This is a genomic window from Nitrospirota bacterium (assembly GCA_020851375.1).
GTDB lineage: Bacteria > Nitrospirota > 9FT-COMBO-42-15 > HDB-SIOI813 > HDB-SIOI813 > RBG-16-43-11.
Genome location: JADZCV010000044.1, coordinates 137,065 through 154,087, shown reverse-complemented (window position 1 = coordinate 154,087; position 17,023 = coordinate 137,065). Strand labels below are relative to the sequence as shown.

17 protein-coding genes and 1 tRNA gene are annotated in these 17,023 nt (G+C 47.3%); 6 read left to right on the top strand and 12 right to left on the bottom strand.

What is annotated here, in order from left to right:
- Position 1 precedes the first annotated feature (1 nt).
- A complete protein-coding gene (locus IT393_08945) occupies positions 2–328 on the bottom strand; it encodes a DMT family protein (GenBank protein ID MCC7202766.1) in 327 nt (108 codons plus the stop codon).
- A gap of 71 nt (positions 329–399) precedes the next feature.
- Here IT393_08945 and IT393_08940 point away from each other — a divergent pair, with 71 nt between their 5' ends.
- From IT393_08940 to IT393_08920, 5 genes are all read left to right on the top strand, one after another.
- Positions 400–819: a DUF3842 family protein gene (locus tag IT393_08940; protein MCC7202765.1), complete on the top strand. Its 420-nt coding sequence runs from the start codon at positions 400–402 to the stop codon at positions 817–819.
- Between the two features lie 23 nt (positions 820–842).
- Positions 843–1,040 (top strand): CooT family nickel-binding protein, encoded by a 198-nt coding sequence (locus IT393_08935; GenBank protein ID MCC7202764.1) that lies wholly within the window; start codon positions 843–845, stop codon positions 1,038–1,040.
- A gap of 250 nt (positions 1,041–1,290) precedes the next feature.
- Positions 1,291–2,394, top strand: a complete 1,104-nt coding sequence (locus tag IT393_08930; GenBank protein MCC7202763.1) for a DegT/DnrJ/EryC1/StrS family aminotransferase — start codon at positions 1,291–1,293, stop codon at positions 2,392–2,394.
- A 216-nt stretch (positions 2,395–2,610) separates the two neighbouring features.
- The gene (locus tag IT393_08925) at positions 2,611–4,035 is read left to right on the top strand and encodes a mannose-1-phosphate guanylyltransferase/mannose-6-phosphate isomerase (protein ID MCC7202762.1); all 1,425 of its coding nucleotides are present in this window, start codon (positions 2,611–2,613) and stop codon (positions 4,033–4,035) included.
- Positions 4,036–4,268: 233 nt separating this feature from the next.
- Positions 4,269–5,732, top strand: coding sequence for a phosphomannomutase/phosphoglucomutase (locus IT393_08920; protein ID MCC7202761.1), 1,464 nt, complete (start codon positions 4,269–4,271; stop codon positions 5,730–5,732).
- Here the strand turns inward: IT393_08920 and IT393_08915 are convergent.
- The 3 genes from IT393_08915 to IT393_08905 form a co-directional block, all read right to left on the bottom strand.
- Complete coding sequence (locus IT393_08915) at positions 5,692–6,663, bottom strand: DUF362 domain-containing protein (GenBank protein MCC7202760.1); 972 nt, start codon at positions 6,661–6,663, stop codon at positions 5,692–5,694. The genes IT393_08920 and IT393_08915 overlap by 41 nt on opposite strands.
- A gap of 5 nt (positions 6,664–6,668) precedes the next feature.
- Positions 6,669–6,744, bottom strand: a tRNA-Glu gene (locus IT393_08910).
- 371 nt (positions 6,745–7,115) lie between these two features.
- The gene (locus IT393_08905; protein MCC7202759.1) at positions 7,116–8,597 is read right to left on the bottom strand and encodes a sodium:proton antiporter; all 1,482 of its coding nucleotides are present in this window, start codon (positions 8,595–8,597) and stop codon (positions 7,116–7,118) included.
- Positions 8,598–8,744: 147 nt separating this feature from the next.
- Between IT393_08905 and IT393_08900 the strand changes: the two genes are divergently transcribed.
- Complete coding sequence (locus tag IT393_08900) at positions 8,745–9,587, top strand: universal stress protein (protein ID MCC7202758.1); 843 nt, start codon at positions 8,745–8,747, stop codon at positions 9,585–9,587.
- Between the two features lie 21 nt (positions 9,588–9,608).
- Here IT393_08900 and mutS read toward each other — a convergent pair whose 3' ends face one another.
- The 8 genes from mutS to IT393_08860 form a co-directional block, all read right to left on the bottom strand.
- On the bottom strand, positions 9,609–12,251 hold the full coding sequence (gene mutS, locus IT393_08895) for a DNA mismatch repair protein MutS (protein MCC7202757.1): 2,643 nt from the start codon (positions 12,249–12,251) through the stop codon (positions 9,609–9,611).
- A gap of 12 nt (positions 12,252–12,263) precedes the next feature.
- The gene (locus IT393_08890; GenBank protein MCC7202756.1) at positions 12,264–12,518 is read right to left on the bottom strand and encodes a LapA family protein; all 255 of its coding nucleotides are present in this window, start codon (positions 12,516–12,518) and stop codon (positions 12,264–12,266) included.
- A 60-nt stretch (positions 12,519–12,578) separates the two neighbouring features.
- Positions 12,579–13,064 carry an HIT domain-containing protein gene (locus IT393_08885; protein ID MCC7202755.1) on the bottom strand — a complete coding sequence of 162 codons (486 nt, stop codon included), beginning with the start codon at positions 13,062–13,064 and terminating at the stop codon, positions 12,579–12,581.
- A gap of 146 nt (positions 13,065–13,210) precedes the next feature.
- Complete coding sequence (locus IT393_08880) at positions 13,211–13,912, bottom strand: uracil-DNA glycosylase (protein MCC7202754.1); 702 nt, start codon at positions 13,910–13,912, stop codon at positions 13,211–13,213.
- Between the two features lie 84 nt (positions 13,913–13,996).
- Entirely contained in the window at positions 13,997–14,467 is a 471-nt protein-coding gene (gene tsaE / locus IT393_08875) for a tRNA (adenosine(37)-N6)-threonylcarbamoyltransferase complex ATPase subunit type 1 TsaE (protein MCC7202753.1), read from the bottom strand.
- Positions 14,439–14,891 (bottom strand): CBS domain-containing protein, encoded by a 453-nt coding sequence (locus IT393_08870; protein MCC7202752.1) that lies wholly within the window; start codon positions 14,889–14,891, stop codon positions 14,439–14,441. Before IT393_08870 ends, tsaE begins: the two co-directional genes overlap by 29 nt.
- 49 nt (positions 14,892–14,940) lie before the next feature.
- Complete coding sequence (locus IT393_08865; GenBank protein ID MCC7202751.1) at positions 14,941–16,494, bottom strand: NAD(P)H-hydrate dehydratase; 1,554 nt, start codon at positions 16,492–16,494, stop codon at positions 14,941–14,943.
- A 116-nt stretch (positions 16,495–16,610) separates the two neighbouring features.
- Entirely contained in the window at positions 16,611–16,988 is a 378-nt protein-coding gene (locus IT393_08860) for a holo-ACP synthase (protein MCC7202750.1), read from the bottom strand.
- Positions 16,989–17,023 lie beyond the last annotated feature (35 nt).

The following is a 17,023-nucleotide window of genomic DNA, read 5'->3' as shown; positions in this document are numbered from 1 at the left end:
ATTACTTTTTGAACATAAAAAAGACAGCCCCAATTATAAACAGAAAACCAACCAGATAATTCCACCGGAACTCCTCTTTCAGGTACAGGATTGAAAACACTGAAAATACAATCAGCGTAATAACCTCCTGTATGGTCTTTAGCTGTGCAGCAGAAAAGTGGTAATGTCCGATACGGTTGGCTGGCACCTGGAAGCAATATTCAAGGAATGCTATGAGCCAGCTTATGATTATCACCTTCCAGAGCGCAGAGTCTTTGTATTTTAGATGGCCGTACCATGCGAAGGTCATGAAAATATTGGAGATGGTTAACAATATTACTGTCGTCATTTTCAGGACGTTATTTTAGCATAAGGTTGCATTGTCGGCCAGTAATATGTATTATACTCAATATGGATGAAATTACTGTATTGGTGATAGACGGACAGGGTGGAGGTATCGGCGCCCACATAATAGAAAAGATGCAGAAGAACCTGCCTGAGGCTTATGTTGAGAAGATGGACATTATTGCTATCGGTACCAATGCAATAGCTACATCATTAATGATGAAGGCAGGTGCAAACAAAGCAGCAAGCGGAGAAAATTCCATAGTTCAGGTATGCAGGTATGCAGACATTATTATTGGCTCATGGGCGATCGTGATACCAAATTCAATGCTTGGGGAGTATACTCAGGTGATGGCTGATGCAGTTGCCGCCAGCAAGGCGAAGAAGCTGCTGGTACCCCTTCCGCAGCAGGGTATTGAGATGATAGGTGTTACCCCTGAGCCCTTTCCTCATTTAATAGACAAACTGATTGACAGGTTGAAGAGAATCCTTTAATCTATCTTAAAAGGAGATGCAGCATGTGTGAGGCAAGCGTTTACATCGAGAAAAATGGAAGAGAAGAACTCCTCCTGGACAGTGTGGATGTCTTAGAGCCCCAGGAAGGGGGCAGGATATATATCAGAAACCTTTCTGGCGAGCAAAAGACGTTGACTGCCCGCATTAAGAAGATCCGGCTTGTTGAGCATAAGATTATCCTTGAGAAGACAGAAGGATAAAAAGTGCAATATGTTGTGTATTGGAGGCCATGGGAGGTAACCCTTCTATGGCCTTTTTAATGTGAGGGAAATGAAATCCACCTTAGTCCCCCTTTACAAAGGGGGAAAGTAATTCTTCTCTGCATAAAAGAGGGAAATCAGCTCCCACACTTTACAAAGGAGGACAGTAATTCTTCTCTGTATAAAGGAGGGAAATCAGCTCCCCCCTTTAGTAAAGGGGGGGAGGGGGGATTTGATCGGGGATTATTGGATGAAGATAAATTTCATAGACCTTAAAAGCCAGTATATCAAGTATAAGTCAGATATTGACAGGGAAATCTCAGAGGTGCTTGAGAGTACCCAGTTTATCCTTGGCAGCAAGGTTGCTGAACTCGAGAAACAGCTTGCCGCCTATGTGGGCGTCCGTTTTGGAATAGGTGTAAGCTCAGGTACAGATGCCCTTCTTCTTGGACTCATGGCCTATGGAGTCAAAAGCGGTGACGAGATTATATGCCCTCCGTTTACCTTTATAGCAACTGCAGAGGTCATAGCCCTTCTTGGCGCGAAGCCAGTGTTCGTTGACATTGATGAAAGGACTTACAATATAAACCCATCCCTTATTGAAGCAAAAATTACTGAAAAGACAAGAGGTATTATCCCCGTTGGCCTCTACGGTCAGGTTGCAGACATGGATGCTATATATACTATTGCGAAGCAAAGGGGGTTGTTCGTAATTGAAGATGGATGCCAGTCATTTGGTGCTACATACAGGGGGCGGAGGTCGTGCGGCCTGCCGGACATTGGTGTCACCTCATTTTTTCCGTCAAAGCCTCTTGGCGCATATGGCGACGCCGGGATGGTCTTTACAGACAATCAGGAAATTGCAGGTATCATCAACAGCCTGCACGTTCATGGAGAGATTAAGAGGTATCAGCACAAATATATAGGCATCAATGGAAGGATTGATGCTATACAGGCAGCGGTTCTGCTGGCCAAGTTTAAGCATCTTGATGAAGAGGTTAAGCTGAGACAACAAAAGGGTGCATATTATAGTGAGGGGCTGAAAGATGCAGTAGTAACACCGTATATAGAGCCGTACAATACCTCAGTATATGCCCAGTATTCTGTCATGTCAGATAAAAGGGATGCCTTGAGCAAATACCTCAATGACAATGGGGTGCCTACGGCAATTCACTATCCTCAGCCATTGCATCTTCAGGAGGCATTCAGCTATCTGGGTTACAGGGAAGGCGCTTTTCCGGTAAGCGAGAAGACATCGAAGGGAATCCTGTCCCTGCCCATGTCGCCGTTTATTACACAGGATGAGCAGGATTACGTGATTGAGAAGGTGAAGGAGTTTTATGCAGGCAGGTAAAATCCCCCTTAGTCCCCCTTTACAAAGGGGGAAAGTAATTCTTCACTGCATAAAAGAGGGAAATCAGCTCCCACACTTTACAAAGGAGGAAAGTAATTCTTCTCTGTATAAAGGAGGGAAATCAGCTCCCCCCTTTATTAAAGGGGGGGAGGGGGGATTTGAACGGGGGATTTTCATATAGTGACCCAGGAATCAAATAACAACTACATAGTCATCATGGCAGGCGGCAGCGGCACCCGCTTCTGGCCTTTGAGCAGGGAGGCCATGCCCAAACAGCTCCTAAGGATTGACGGTGACGAGACGCTGATACAGCAGACCATAGCAAGGGTCAGACCGCTTATCGCGCCTGGGCATATACATGTCGTAACCAATAAGTCCCAGGCTGAACAGATAAAATATCAGGTCCAGGAACTCAACAGAGATAATTTCATCATTGAACCGGCTGCCAGGAATACTGCTGCAGCAATAGGTCTTGCAGCGGTTTATCTGAACCACCAAAATCCTGATTCTGTAATGGGTATTCTTCCGGCTGACCATGTTGTAAAGAATAAAGAGAAATTTATTGAGACAATGAGAAATGCATTCAAAACTGCCAGTGACGGCTATCTCGTAACTATAGGCATAAAGCCATCGAGACCCGAGACAGGGTACGGATACATACATGCAGGAACTTCCCTGAAAATCCCCCTTAATCCCCCTTTTTCAAAGGGGGAAACATTCTCCACCCCGGTATTCTGCGTTGACCGCTTTACTGAAAAGCCGGACATTGAGACAGCAAGGGCATATCTCGCTGATGGAAGCTATTTCTGGAACAGTGGCATGTTTGTCTGGAAGACCTCGGTTATCCTTGATGAGATAGAACGTCACATGCCTTCTCTCGGAAAGGGGCTAAGAGAGATTAAAGAGGCGATAGGAAAGGGTGATGAGGCATCTGTCGTCAGCAAGGTGTTTTCAGGATTGGAATCAGTATCTATTGATTACGGCGTAATGGAGAAGTCTGACAAGGTTGTTGTCATCCCGGCAGACCTTGGCTGGAGTGATGTTGGCAGCTGGACCGCCCTTGACGAGATAACAGCTAAGGACACCAGGGGAAATGTCATAGCCGGAAATGTTGTTGATGTGGAGAGCAGGGATTCGATCATCTATGCGTCAAACCGGCTTGTTGCCACTGCAGGGTTGAGTGACATGGTGGTGGTTGATACGGAAGATGCAACGCTTGTCTGTCATAAAGACAGGGCTCAGGATGTAAAAAAGATAGTGGAGGAGTTGAAGAAGCGCGGGGCTGAGGAGCATCTGACTCACAGGACTGTGATAAGGCCGTGGGGTTCATATACTTTGCTTGAGAAGGGTGACAGGTACAAAATAAAGAGGATAGTGGTAAATCCAGGGGCCCGTCTTTCCCTGCAGATGCATTATCACCGCAGTGAACACTGGGTAGTAGTCTCCGGTACGGCAAAGGTAAGGCGGGGTGATGAGGAGTTTTTCGTCAATCCGAATGAAAGCACTTACATACCGATGGAGACCAGTCACAGGCTTGAGAATCCAGGCAGGATACCGCTCCAGATAATAGAGGTGCAGAATGGCGAATATCTTGAAGAGGACGATATCGTCAGGTTTGATGATGCCTACGGCAGGGTATGACAGGTATACATTTCTGAGTGAACCGTCATGAGCCCTTCGACTGTTCGGCACGCTCACAGCTCAGGGCTTGCAAAGGTTGATGAAAATTCCCCTTAGTCCCCCTTTTTCAAAGGGGGAAATTAGTTCCCCGCTTTTTCAAAGGGAAATTAGTTCCCCCCCTTTAGTAAAGGGGGGGAGGGGGGATTTGGACGGGGATTTTCAGATGTGCTAATCAGATAAGGAGGACTTGCGCAATGATTTCACCTAAGATTTTCAGAGAATATGACATAAGGGGTGTGGTAGGGGAGGACCTGACGGATGATGCTGCACGCCTTATTGGGTGGGCATTCGCAGTTAATCTCCTTCTTGTCAATGACATGTCTCCTGAAGACGCAGGGGAGCTTAAAGTGGCGATCGGAAGGGATGTGAGGCTCCATTCAGAGAAGCTCTGCAACAGGTTGATTGAAGGGATAATATCAACAGGTGTTAATGTCGTTGAGCTCGGTGTATGCCCTACACCGCTGTTATACTTTTCACTCTTTAATATTGATGTAAACGGCGGGATAATGATCACAGGGAGTCACAATCCCCCTGAATTCAACGGTTTCAAACTATGTGTCGGGAAAGAGGCGCTGCATGGAGATGCAGTTCAGGGGATAAGACGGATTATTGAGGAAAAGGATAAGTGGCAAAGGGAACTGGGAAGCCTGAAGATGATCGGCCAGGTCGAGTTTGTCCCGATAATTGAAACATATTTTACTTACATCAGGGAGCAGTTTGTCTTTGACAGCAGGCCACTTCAGCCTCCTGTTAAGGTCGTAGTTGATTCCGGTAATGGTACAGCAGGTGTAATTGCGCCGCGCGTACTTCGTGAGATGGGGTGTGAGGTTATCGAGCTCTATTCCAAACCTGACGGCCGGTTCCCCAATCACCATCCTGATCCAACTGTCCCTGAAAATCTTACTGATCTGATTAAGACTGTCAGAGAAAAAGACGCTGATTTCGGTGTTGCCTATGACGGTGATGCAGACAGGATCGGTATTGTAGATGAACACGGCAATATTGTCTGGGGCGACAGGCTTTTGACAATATATGCAAGGGATATATTGAAGGAATGGCCCGGCGCAATCATAGTCTCAGAGGTAAAGGCATCTCAGGTATTATATGACGAAATAGCGAAGGCAGGCGGTGTGCCTGTCATGTGGAAGGCAGGTCATTCCCTGATTAAGGCAAAGATGAAAGATGAAGAGGCGGTGCTTGGCGGAGAGGTGAGCGGTCATATATTCTTTGCAGACCGTTTCTACGGTTATGATGATGCCATTTATGCGACGTGCAGGCTGGTCGAAATACTTAAAAGGGAGAGGATAAAGGGAAGCAGGAGGGGCATAAGTTTTCTGCTTGAAGGCGTTGCTGCAACATACACGACCCCTGAGATAAGGGTCTCCTGTCCTGATGAAGAAAAATTTCAGGTAGTGGACAGTGTCCAGGAGGTATTGACTGCAGGTGATATACCGCCTTCTGTAAAACCTATGGCTATAAGGGACATAATTACAATTGACGGTGTCCGCGTCCTGTTTGAGTTTGGCTGGGGTCTGATCCGGCCATCAAATACACAGCCTGTGCTGGTGCTGCGTTATGAGGCAGATACAGAGGAGAACATGGCCAGGATCAGGACATTCATGGAGGGTGTGTTGTCCCAATTCTTGCCGCAGCCTTAAGCCTGAGATGCTTAAACATACTCCCTGTTATCCTGATCAGGCTGAAGCGTATCGGCATCCATTCAGGCAGGATAAATGGTCTTCCGGTAAAGTTGTCAAGGCTGTCGCCCTTGATTTTGATGTCTCCTGTGTCTATCGAAATTCCGTAATGATACTTTAGTGCGTTTAACACTTCAGAAGATGCGACAGGCAGTCCTATAATTTCGCACAGCACCCTGTCCAGAGAGATTGCGTCAGCAGATGCTGCAATCAGGCCGGTCTCCTTGGGATTTCCTCTCGTTGGTCCATGTCCCTCCAATGCAGTAACCCCATCAACAATGTGCAGGGCAGGGGTGACCGAATTATAGATTTCGAGAAGCACCCTGCCGAACCTGTATTCCTTATCCCCTGCCTTAAAATGCCACAGGACCTTCTTCTTACCGCTGAGACAGCCGAACAGGTTTTTTACAGCACCGCTGAACCCTACCTGAACATGAGTCTTTAACTTCGGGATGTTGATAATCTTGTCTGCTTCAAGGACAGCCTTGTCAATATCCAGACTCCTGACAAAAGGGTCTGATACCCTGACAGTAACCGGAGAGTTAAATGGCTGCAGCCGGATATCATATCTCCTGCAGATGTCGGCTATGCCTGTGGTTCTGGCAACAGCGGAGAGATCTCCGAATGCAGGACTGTCGCCGATAAAAGGCCTGCAGCCGTAATCAAGGACGATCCGTACGACAGCCTCGACAAACGCCGGGTGCGTTGTAATGCATTCACCTGGCAAGGAGGCCTTGAGCAGGTTGGGTTTAATCAGTACCCGGCTGTCTTTCGGTATGTATTGTCCTAAACCACCGAGGTGATCCAGTGTGTTTAGTATGGACTTTTCAATGTTTCCCCTCTGGTAGTCAGGACAATAGGCTAATGCAACCGTTTTGGAAGGGTTGTTCATAGATTTGGTGATCCCAACGGGGTTCGAACCCGTGTTTCCGGCGTGAGAGGCCAGCGTCCTGGGCCACTAGACGATGGGACCATAATTTGTGCTGAAAAGTGCCCATCTGCGGCGTCAGGACGATATATTTGCGCCTCAGCGTACAGGAAGTACGCCTGCGGCTCAAATATATCGTCCTTCCTTGCACCTGGACACTTTTGAGCACAAATTAGACCTGACTACCTTGTTAAACGCCCATTTGCGGCGTCAGGAATAATTATTTGAGCTTCAACGTACGACACAGTACGCCTCAGCTCAAATAATTATTCCTTCCTTGCAACTGGACATTTTTGAGCAAAAACTCCTTACTTTATTAGGCGCGGCAGGTCTGTTCAACTCAATGTACGAGACACAGTACGCCTGCGGCTCAAATATATCGTCCTTCCTTGTTAAACGCCCATTTGCGGCGTTTGCTATCTGAAAAATAGAAACCATACTAATGCATAGACCGGTATCAGGACTGGCAGCGAATACTTGTAAACGTATGCAAAGAAGCTGGGGCATTCTACTCCAGACTGTTCAGCGATTGATTTTACCATAAAGTTGGGGCCGTTGCCAATATATGTGTTTGCACCGAAGAATACTGATCCGAGAGAGATGGCCTGGACATATTTCCATGTATGGACTGCCATTCCGTTGCCTAATGTTATGACATGACCTGGGTCGAGAAACTTTGCCATGTCTGTGTCTACGGACAGGTTGGCAAGCCCGAAGGATGCACTGAGGAAGTTCAGATATGTGGGTGCATTATCAAGCACGCTGGACAGTATCCCTGACCCCCAGTAGAATTGGCCGTAGGTATTTATGCCAAGCGCTGCTGCATTCTGCTCGAGGTAGTCGAGTGCAGGTATCATGGTGGCAAATATGCCTATGAAGAGTATCGCCACTTCTTTAATAGGCCCGAAATTAAATTCGTTTGCCTCTATGGCCTCTCTGTTTGAACTTTTATATGCTATAGCTGATACAATAATCATGAGTGTTGCTATTATAATTGTGATATACAGCTGGCCATTTGCTCCTATGCCCTCTTCGATATGTTTAATAAATTCTGCCTTCTGAAGCAGCACTAAAACAAGGACCATAAAGAGATATATGAAATTCTTTTTTCCAAGAATCTCCATCTTTCCCTCTGTCCTGGCTTTGGATATCTTCCCCTTGACCCTGGCATAATATCTTGAGTCTATCAAGTAGAAAATGATCAGGACTATTGCCGTTGTCAGGAGCCATATATGCCATACCTTGCCAATGACCCAGAAAAATGGAACTCCCTTTAGATAGCCCAGAAACAGCGGAGGGTCCCCTATGGGCGTCAGCGACCCGCCTATGTTGCTCACTATAAAGATGAAGAATACTACCTGATAACCCTTTACCCTGTCTTTGTTGATCCTCAAAAAAGGTCTTATAAGAAGCATTGATGCGCCGGTAGTGCCCAGGAAATTTGCGGCTATGGCGCCGATGAGGAGTATTGCCGTGTTTACAAGGGGGGTTGAGTTGTTGTTGACCCTGATGAAAATTCCGCCTGATACTACAAAGAGCGAGCCTATCAGTGCTATGAAGCTGTAATATTCAACTCCGGTATGTATAAGCTTGTGCCATCCGTATGATGTTATTCCGGTAACGTCGGCAAAACCATTTGATGCCCTGATGTAGATGAGATAGTACAATATTACCAGTAAGCCAAGTCCGAAGGAGACCAGATGATAGTTGTGTTCCCACCAGTGCCTGTTAAGAAAAGGCATTACAGCTATTGCACAGAGCAGGAGTGCAAACGGGATAATCATAGAGGCGCTGAAATGTGCCATGCTATGCATCTCAAATTCACCGGCAAGCGAAATACCCGATGTGAACATGACTATCAGAACTGACAAAATTATATATATGGGGAACCTTCTCATATATTTTCCCTTGCCATTATGCGACTAAAAGTGTCATATACTACCCCATTGAAGTGTTTAAGTCAACGGTTGACTGAAAAATCGCATCCTGATATTATTGCATTCCAGATGTAGCGCTGTTTTCATTTCAATAAAAAGGGAGGATTAATGCCGAGCCGGATTCTGGTACCTTTTGACCCATCTCCATATGCTGTTTCTGCCCTTGAATATGCCTGCCTGCTTGCCAGACGGGATAATGCAGAAATCACAGGCGTTGTTGTTCTGGATATGCCTGGTATTGAGAAGTCCATCGGACCTGTACCGCTTGGCGGGATTTACTTTGCTGAGAAGCTGGAGAAGGCAAAGGAACAAAAGGCACATGAACATATTGAGTTATTGCTTGAAAAGTTCCGGCAGATATGTCAAAGGGAGGGGGTTGTCCACCGGGAGGCTCAACGCCAGGGATCTCCCATTGATCATATTGTCCAGGACTCTATGTTCTATGACCTTGTTGTAATGGGGGTACGCACCCACTTTCACTTCGAGACAGAGCAGAAGCCAGGCGATTCCATTGAGCTTATACTGAAGAATGCCGTTACCCCGATCATCACAGTGCCGGAACATTTTCTGCCTGGAGAAAGAATGAATGTCCTGATAGCCTTTAACGGGAGCCATCCTTCAGCAAAGGCCATGCAGGAGTTTGCATATCTGTTTGAGCCAACTGCCGCTCAAATGGACATTACTCTGCTGATGTCCGAGACTGAAGAGGCTATTGCAAGATTCCATCTCGATGGCGCAACATCATATCTGAATGCCCATTCCTTCCGCAACATCAATGTTCAAATGACATCTGATGATATTATCCAGGTTATGGCAGAAAAACATCTGCAGTGGGCCGATATGGTAGTGCTTGGTGTCCATTCTAAAAAAGGCCTGCTCGATTTTATGGTTGGAAGCCTGAGCAGGTATCTGATAAAGGCAGGAAATAAAATCCTTCTGTTCGGCCGGTAGTCAGAAAAAAAGGAGTGGCTTCTACCTTTGACCTTCTACCTTCCACCTTCTACCTTCCACCTTCCCCCTAAGTTCCTCGAGTTTTGACAGCGCCTCAAGCGGTGTCATATTCATTATGTCCAGATCTTTAAGTTCTGTCAGGACAGGGTGTGTTTCATGTGAACTGAATATATCTGTCTGAGCAGGCCGCCTTCCTCTGTTCACCTCTGAGTGGGCAAGTTTGGGCATGCCTGAGTCATCAAGCTCCTCTTTTTCCAGGTTTGCAAGCACCTCTTTGGATCTGTTTATGACCTCCATGGGGATGCCTGCAAGTCTTGCTACCTGAATCCCATAGCTTTTGTCAGCCATACCTGGCATGACCTTTCGGAGGAATATGACCTCATCGTTCCATTCACGCACTGACATGTGTGAATTGAATATACCTTCGGTGGTGAGGGCAAGTTCAGTCAGTTCATGATAGTGGGTGGCGAACAGGGTCTTTGCCTTAAGCCTCCTGTTTATGAACTCAGCGGCTGCCCATGCTATGCTTATTCCGTCAAAGGTGCTGGTTCCGCGCCCTATCTCATCGAGCAGTATAAGGCTTCTGTGTGTTGCATTGCGCAGTATGTTTGCGGTCTCCTCCATTTCAACCATAAAGGTGCTTCGTCCCTCACTGATATTGTCTGATGCGCCAATGCGTGTGAATATGCGATCCACAACGCCTATCCTCGCATCTTCAGCAGGGACGAAGCTTCCTGCCTGGGCCATCAGGACTATAATTGCAGTCTGTCTCATGTATGTAGACTTTCCGGCCATGTTGGGGCCGGTCAGGATCATCAGCCGGTTCTTTTCGCAATCGAGTTCAATGTCATTTGGCACAAAGCGCCCGCCGTATCCCATCTGCTCTATGACAGGATGCCTGCCTTCTTTTATCTTTATGGAAAGTCCGTGGTTTATCACGGGCCGGACGTAATGATAAGTATGGGCTGCCTCTGCCAGTGCTGCAATTACGTCTATCCCGGCTATCCCCCTGGCGCACTTCTGTATCCGGCTGGCATCCCGGGCTGCTGCCTCCCTTACCTCTTCAAATAATTGTTGTTCAAGCCTCTTTGTCTTTTCATCCGCACCAAGCACGGTTTCTTCATATTCTTTAAGCTCAGGGGTGATGTAGCGTTCAGCGCCTGCCAGTGTCTGCTTTCTAATATAGTCCTGAGGCACACCCTGCAGTTTAGTCTTTGTCACTTCTATGTAATAACCGAAGACCCGGTTGTAGCGGATCTTCATGGAATCTATGCCGGTCCTCTGACGTTCCTTTGCCTCAAGCCTTGCGATCCATCCTTTCCCCTCACGGCTTATCCCCCTGAGTCTGTCGAGGTCATGGTTAAAGCCATCTCTTATAATACCTCCGTCAGTTATTGAGAGGGGAGGGGAGTCTGAGATGGCGTCGGATATAAGCTTCTTTAATTCCCCGACTTCGTCTGTCATATTGATTGCATTACTTATAAATTGGTCTGAACAACCGGAAAGGAGTCCTTTCAGCTCAGGTATGATCCCAAGGCACTGATTAAGGGATGCGAGGTCCCTTGCATTGGCAGCCTTTAGCGTAATCCTGCTGATTGTACGTTCCATGTCATTTATATTTGACAAAAGCTCACGCAGTTTGTATCTCAACGTAAAATTGTTTTTTATCTCTTCGATGGCATCCTGCCTTTTTATGATCTCATTACAGTCCATAAGAGGATTTAGAATCCAGTGTCTGAGAAGCCTCCCGCCCATTGGCGTCATTGTCTTATCCAGGATTTGAAACAGTGTGCCCCTGCGTTGTCCGGATTGCTGGGACTTTACGAGCTCGAGCGTCCGCTGAACATGTTCGTCTACTATCATATGCCGATCGCGCTTCCAGACATTGACGCTGTTGATATTCCTGAGAGAGGTCTTCTGGGTTTCAGCAAGGTAGCCAAGGAGGCCGCCTGCTGCATTTATTACAGGACTCGATGCATCAATATCTTCCATACCGGTCTGTTTCCACCTGGTATGTTCATCGAATATTGATAAAGCCCTGCCTGATTCAAACATCTCTTGAGGGCAGGTGTTGATGCATAATGTTTGCAGTTGACTGGTGTTTGGAAAAAGTGAGCTATCCACACCTTGTGGTATAATTAATTCTTTAGGTGATATGCGGGATAATTCGTCGTCAAATGTAAAGGGTGCCCTGATCTCTGCAACGTGGAAATCTCCTGTCGAAATGTCAACGAATGCCAGACCAGATATGTCCTTCCCGGGATAAACAGAAGCGATATAATTATTCTCCTTTGAATCAAGGAGGTTTCCGTCAAGCACTGTTCCGGGACTGACAACCCTTATTACCTCACGCCGTACTATCCCCTTTGCTGTTGCAGGGTCTTCCACCTGTTCGCAGATTGCCACCCTGTGTCCTGCCTTTATAAGTTTAGGCAGGTATGAGTCAACTGAATGGTACGGTATGCCGCACATAGGGATGGGGTTTTCATTCCGTTTGTCCCGTGTAGTGAGCGCTATTTCAAGGATCTTTGATGCAGTGACGGCATCATCAAAGAACATCTCATAGAAATCGCCCATCCTGAAGAATAATATTGCATCAGTGTGTTGCTGTTTTATACTTTGGTACTGACGTAACAGAGGGGTTAAATGATCCTGATTTGTCATATGCCGATTCCATCAGCCTCTTGTTTCTTCGAGATCTTTCAGTCTACGCCTGAGGCGCCTGATTTCCATCTTGTCGTGGATCCATGATGGCAGCAGGATCAAAGTGTACAGGCATCCGCTGGCAAGAAAACTTATTATAAGCACGAGATAGAGGGGCAGGGGAGAAGTTGAGCCGAGGATGTAGTTGATCTGAACCAACTCTGTGTTGGTTATTGCCATAATGGCAAATATGATTACAATAATGAGGGCAAAAATAAGTCGCAGCATTTACTTTATCCCTTCTGGCTCACAGTGAGCCGCGGCGCTTAAGGTGTTAACCGTGCCTTATCAGCCTTGTTCCCGGAAAAATGGCATAAGCAGGTCATAGGTCGCAAAAATGTGCTGAGGTATAATCTTTATGTCAGCGAGCACCGGCATGAAGTTGGTGTCTCCTGCCCATCTCGGCACTATGTGAATATGAAGATGTTCATCTATGCCTGCGCCGGCTGCCTTGCCAAGGTTTATGCCTATGTTAAATCCCTGCGCCTGAAATACATTTCTGAGGATGCCCTCAGACTTCCTTGTCAGGAGCATCAGGTCAAGCAGGGTGTCTTCTGACAGCCCGTTCAATTCCCGTGCATGTTCGTAGGGAACTACCATAAGATGTCCATTGCCATACGGGTAGAGATTCATTATAACAAATGAGTGCCTTCCCCTGAACAGGATAAGGTTGTCCCTGTCTTTTTCTTCCTTTGGCTTTGCGCAGAAGATACACTCCTCTCTATTTCCTTCCAGTATGTAAGTAAGTCTCCACGGCGCCCATATCTGCTTCACTCGAAAATGCTCCTATGTACCCGTCATTCCCACGGACCCTGTCCCCGCAGGATTTTTCACCCCGTCATTCCCACGTAAGTGGGAATCCAGAATCATGCCATCGGTCTGGATTCCCGCTTCCGCGGGAATGACGTTTTCATGATACCTTACATGTTCCTTTCAAGCCCCAGCTCCCGCATTACAATCTGCAAGTCCTGCCACGCCCGCCCCTTTTCATTCGGATTTCTCAATAAGTAAGCAGGATGGAATGTCGCCACAATCTTATGCCCGCCTTTATCGTGAACCTTCCCCCTCAAATCACTGATCCTTGTTGCAGTGTCAAGCAGGGTATGTGCCGCAAAGGCGCCGAGGGCGCATATGATGTCAGGCCTGATTATTTCTATCTGTTCATTCAGAAATGGCCTGCAGGCAGCAATCTCATCAGGTTCCGGATTCCTGTTGCCAGGAGGCCTGCATTTTATCACATTTGCTATATATACGTCATCACGTTTGAGACCCATGGCCGTTATCATCCTTGTCAGCAATTCTCCAGCCCTTCCGACAAATGGTTCACCCTGCCTGTCTTCTTCCTGGCCTGGCCCCTCGCCGACGAACATCAGGGATGTATCAGGGTTGCCGGTTCCGAAGACTATGTTGGTCCGGCTGCTCCAAAGCTTACACCGCTTGCAGTCTCCGATCTTATCACGGAGTGCCTGAAGCTGCTCAGGTTTGTGGCCTGGTTTTACATATGAATATCTTCGCTCAAATCCACCCTGTCCCCCCTTTACTAAAGGGGGAAGATTTACTGACACGTGAGCATTAATTTCCCCCTTTGAAAAAGGGGGACTAAGGGGGATTTCAGTCTCCATCTCTTCCACACCTGTCTCCTTCAACGAAAGCAGGTATTCCCTCACATCTTTTATTGTCTCAAGAAATTCGCTGCGATAAGCCATTTATATTTCCGTAACCTTTGACAATTTCTTCAATACCTCTTTATGGTGCTGTCCAAACGCCTCTATTTTTATAGAGCGTGTCTCCTCATCCACCCACTTCAACGTTATATCCATCCTCTCCTCCGGCAGTCTGTCCTTTATCCTTTCTGCCCATTCAATCGCCGTTACCCCATTGCCATACACGATTTCTTCCATCCCGATGTCTCTTAAATCCTCGACGACTCCTATTCTGTAGAGGTCAATGTGCCAGAGAGGGACCTTTCCTTTATATTCATTAATGATAATGAAGGTAGGGCTTGTAATGGCCTTTCCTTTTATCCCAAGTCCCTCTGCAATGCCTTTCACAAAACAGGTCTTGCCTGCCCCAAGTTCGCCTGTCAGGCATATCACATCGCCTGGTGACAGGAGCCTGCCCAATCTCTCCCCAATGGCTATCGTTTCTTTAACGTTTTGCGATTGCCTTAACAATATCCTTCTTTCCCACTATCCCGACAAGCTTTCCCTTCTTGACCACCGGGAGGTGGTGAATATTTTTTTCGCTCATGATGGTTGCTATTTCTTCAATAGTTGAGCTTTCTGTTATCGTAACTACATCTCTTCTGAAGATATCCTCTACCTTTGTTGCCGCCATCCTCTTGATGTCTTCCTCGAATTTCTTTGAGCTGCCGAGATATATTACTGCGTCAAAGATGTTGATTACTGTGGGGATATGGAGCTTTTGCTCCATTTTTATAAGGTCATTTTCTGTAACAATGCCTATAAGCTGGCCCTCTTTATCTACCACTGCCGCACCGCTGATGTCATGCCTTGTAAAGATCCTGGCAAGACCTTCAATTGTTACATCAGTTGTGACTGTGATGACCTCTCTGGTCATGATATCTTTGGCTGTTGCCATGTATTCTCCTTATCCATTTATTACATTCTTGTTGGGCTGAGTTGAATCTTTATCTCCTGTCTGCTACCTGTCTTATTGCTGCTGGTATGCGTTCAATCAGGTCGCCGGCAATCATGCCGATCATCCCTTTTTCCTTTGCTGCCAGGTCTCCTGCAAGCCCGTGGATGTATACGCCAAGCCTGGCCGCATCTGCAGGTGTAAGCCCCTGTGCGATGAGGCCTGTGATTATTCCTGTCAATGCATCCCCGGTGCCGCCGGTTGCCATCCCGGGATTGCCGGTAGGGGATATATGCACTAAACCGGATGGTTCGGCAATTACAGTATTAGCCCCCTTTAGAACAAGGCAGACGCCATACTCAGTGGCAAAACCGCTGGCAGCGCCTATGCGGTCCGTTTGAATTTCTGATGCGCTTTTGCCGGTCAGCCTGCCCATCTCTCCGGGATGTGGGGTCAGTATGGTGGCAGACCTTCTGTCCCTGAGCAGTCCGGGTGAATCAGCAAGCGCGTTTATTGCATCTGCATCTATCACCAGCGGGGCTGTGACCTCTCTTACGAGTTTTTTTACAATTGATACAGTCTCTTTGTTTGTCGTAAGACCAGGTCCGATTGCAACTGCATCCTTGTCCCCTGCGAGCGCAATGATCTCGCCGGTTGAAGATGCGGCGATGGTATGTTCACTTGTTTCGGAAAGGGGATGGGTCATTACCTCAGTTAGTTTGCCGGCAATTATGGGTTGAACACTTTCAGGCACGGCAAGAGTCAGAAGCCCTGCTCCTGTCCGCATGCATGATAACGCTGTCATTGCTGCTGCCCCGCCTTTGCCTATGGAGCCGGCAATGACAAGTGCGTGTCCGTTTGATCCCTTGTGGGAATCAGCGTACCTCAATGGCACTAAAGCCGACATCTCCTTCTCAGTGAGGAGTCTTAACAGGATTGACTCTTTTTCAATAGCCTGTGCAGGTATGGATATGTCTGCTATATGCAGGGTCCCTGCATTGACGCAGCCTGGATGCAGGTAATGTCCCCTCTTTGGAATGGCAAAGGTCACAGTTGCTGCAGCCCTTACTGCTGCTCCCATTATCTCACCAGTGTCAGAATTGACACCAGTGGGGATATCTGCTGAGACAACCGGTCGTCCGGACGCATTAATTAGTTCGATCACTTCCTTATATTCGTCTTTGACTGTTGAAGAAAGCCCTGTGCCTATTATGGCGTCTATAATCAGGTGGCTGTGGTTTAATGCTGACCTAAACCTTCTGATCTCATACTTACCCTTTTCATTTACCTCAACGCCCATCTTTAATGCAATTTGAAGATTTGCAGCAGGCTCTGCTGTGAAGGCTGCTGCATCTGATATGAGGTAAATGGAAACCTCAGCCCCCATGTTGTGCAACTGCCGGGCAGAGGCGAGACCGTCGCCTCCGTTGTTACCCTTGCCGCATATGACGGAGATTCGCTTTCCTTTTACTGTGCCGAGGGTCTGCTCTGCAATATGAGTAATTGCTGATGCGGCATTTTCCATCAGGAGGAGGGTGGGAATTCCATACTCATCCCTTGTCCGGCGGTCTATGTTATTCATCTCCTGTGCCGTTGCTATGTACATTGTCAGTTCTTCCGAATATCTCCGTTCAAATCCCCCCTATCCCCCCTTTACTAAAGGGGGGAACTGATTTCCCTCTTTGAAAAAGGGGGACTAAGGGGGATTTTCATCTGTCTGGTTCATCCCTCCAACACTACCTGTGCAACCGCGTAATCACCGTCATGTGAAATGCTCAGGTGAATTTTCCTGACCCCCATAGCCCCTGCCGTATCCTGTACCTTTCCATGCAGAACTATTTCAGGTCTGCCGCTGTCTTTGTTCTGAACCTCAATGTCCTTCCAGGTTATTCCACCGGTGAAGCCAGTGCCAAGTGCCTTGACAGTTGCCTCCTTTGCGGCAAATCGGGCTGCAAGGCGGGGATGCGGGTATAGTTGAAGCATTGCATATTTAGTTTCACCTGCAGTATAGACCCTGTCCAGAAATCTCCGTCCCCATCGCTTTTCTGCATCTTTAATACGCTTTATGGAAACGATGTCTGTTCCTGTGCCGATGATCATAACCTGACAAAATTATGACAGAAAACCTATTGCAT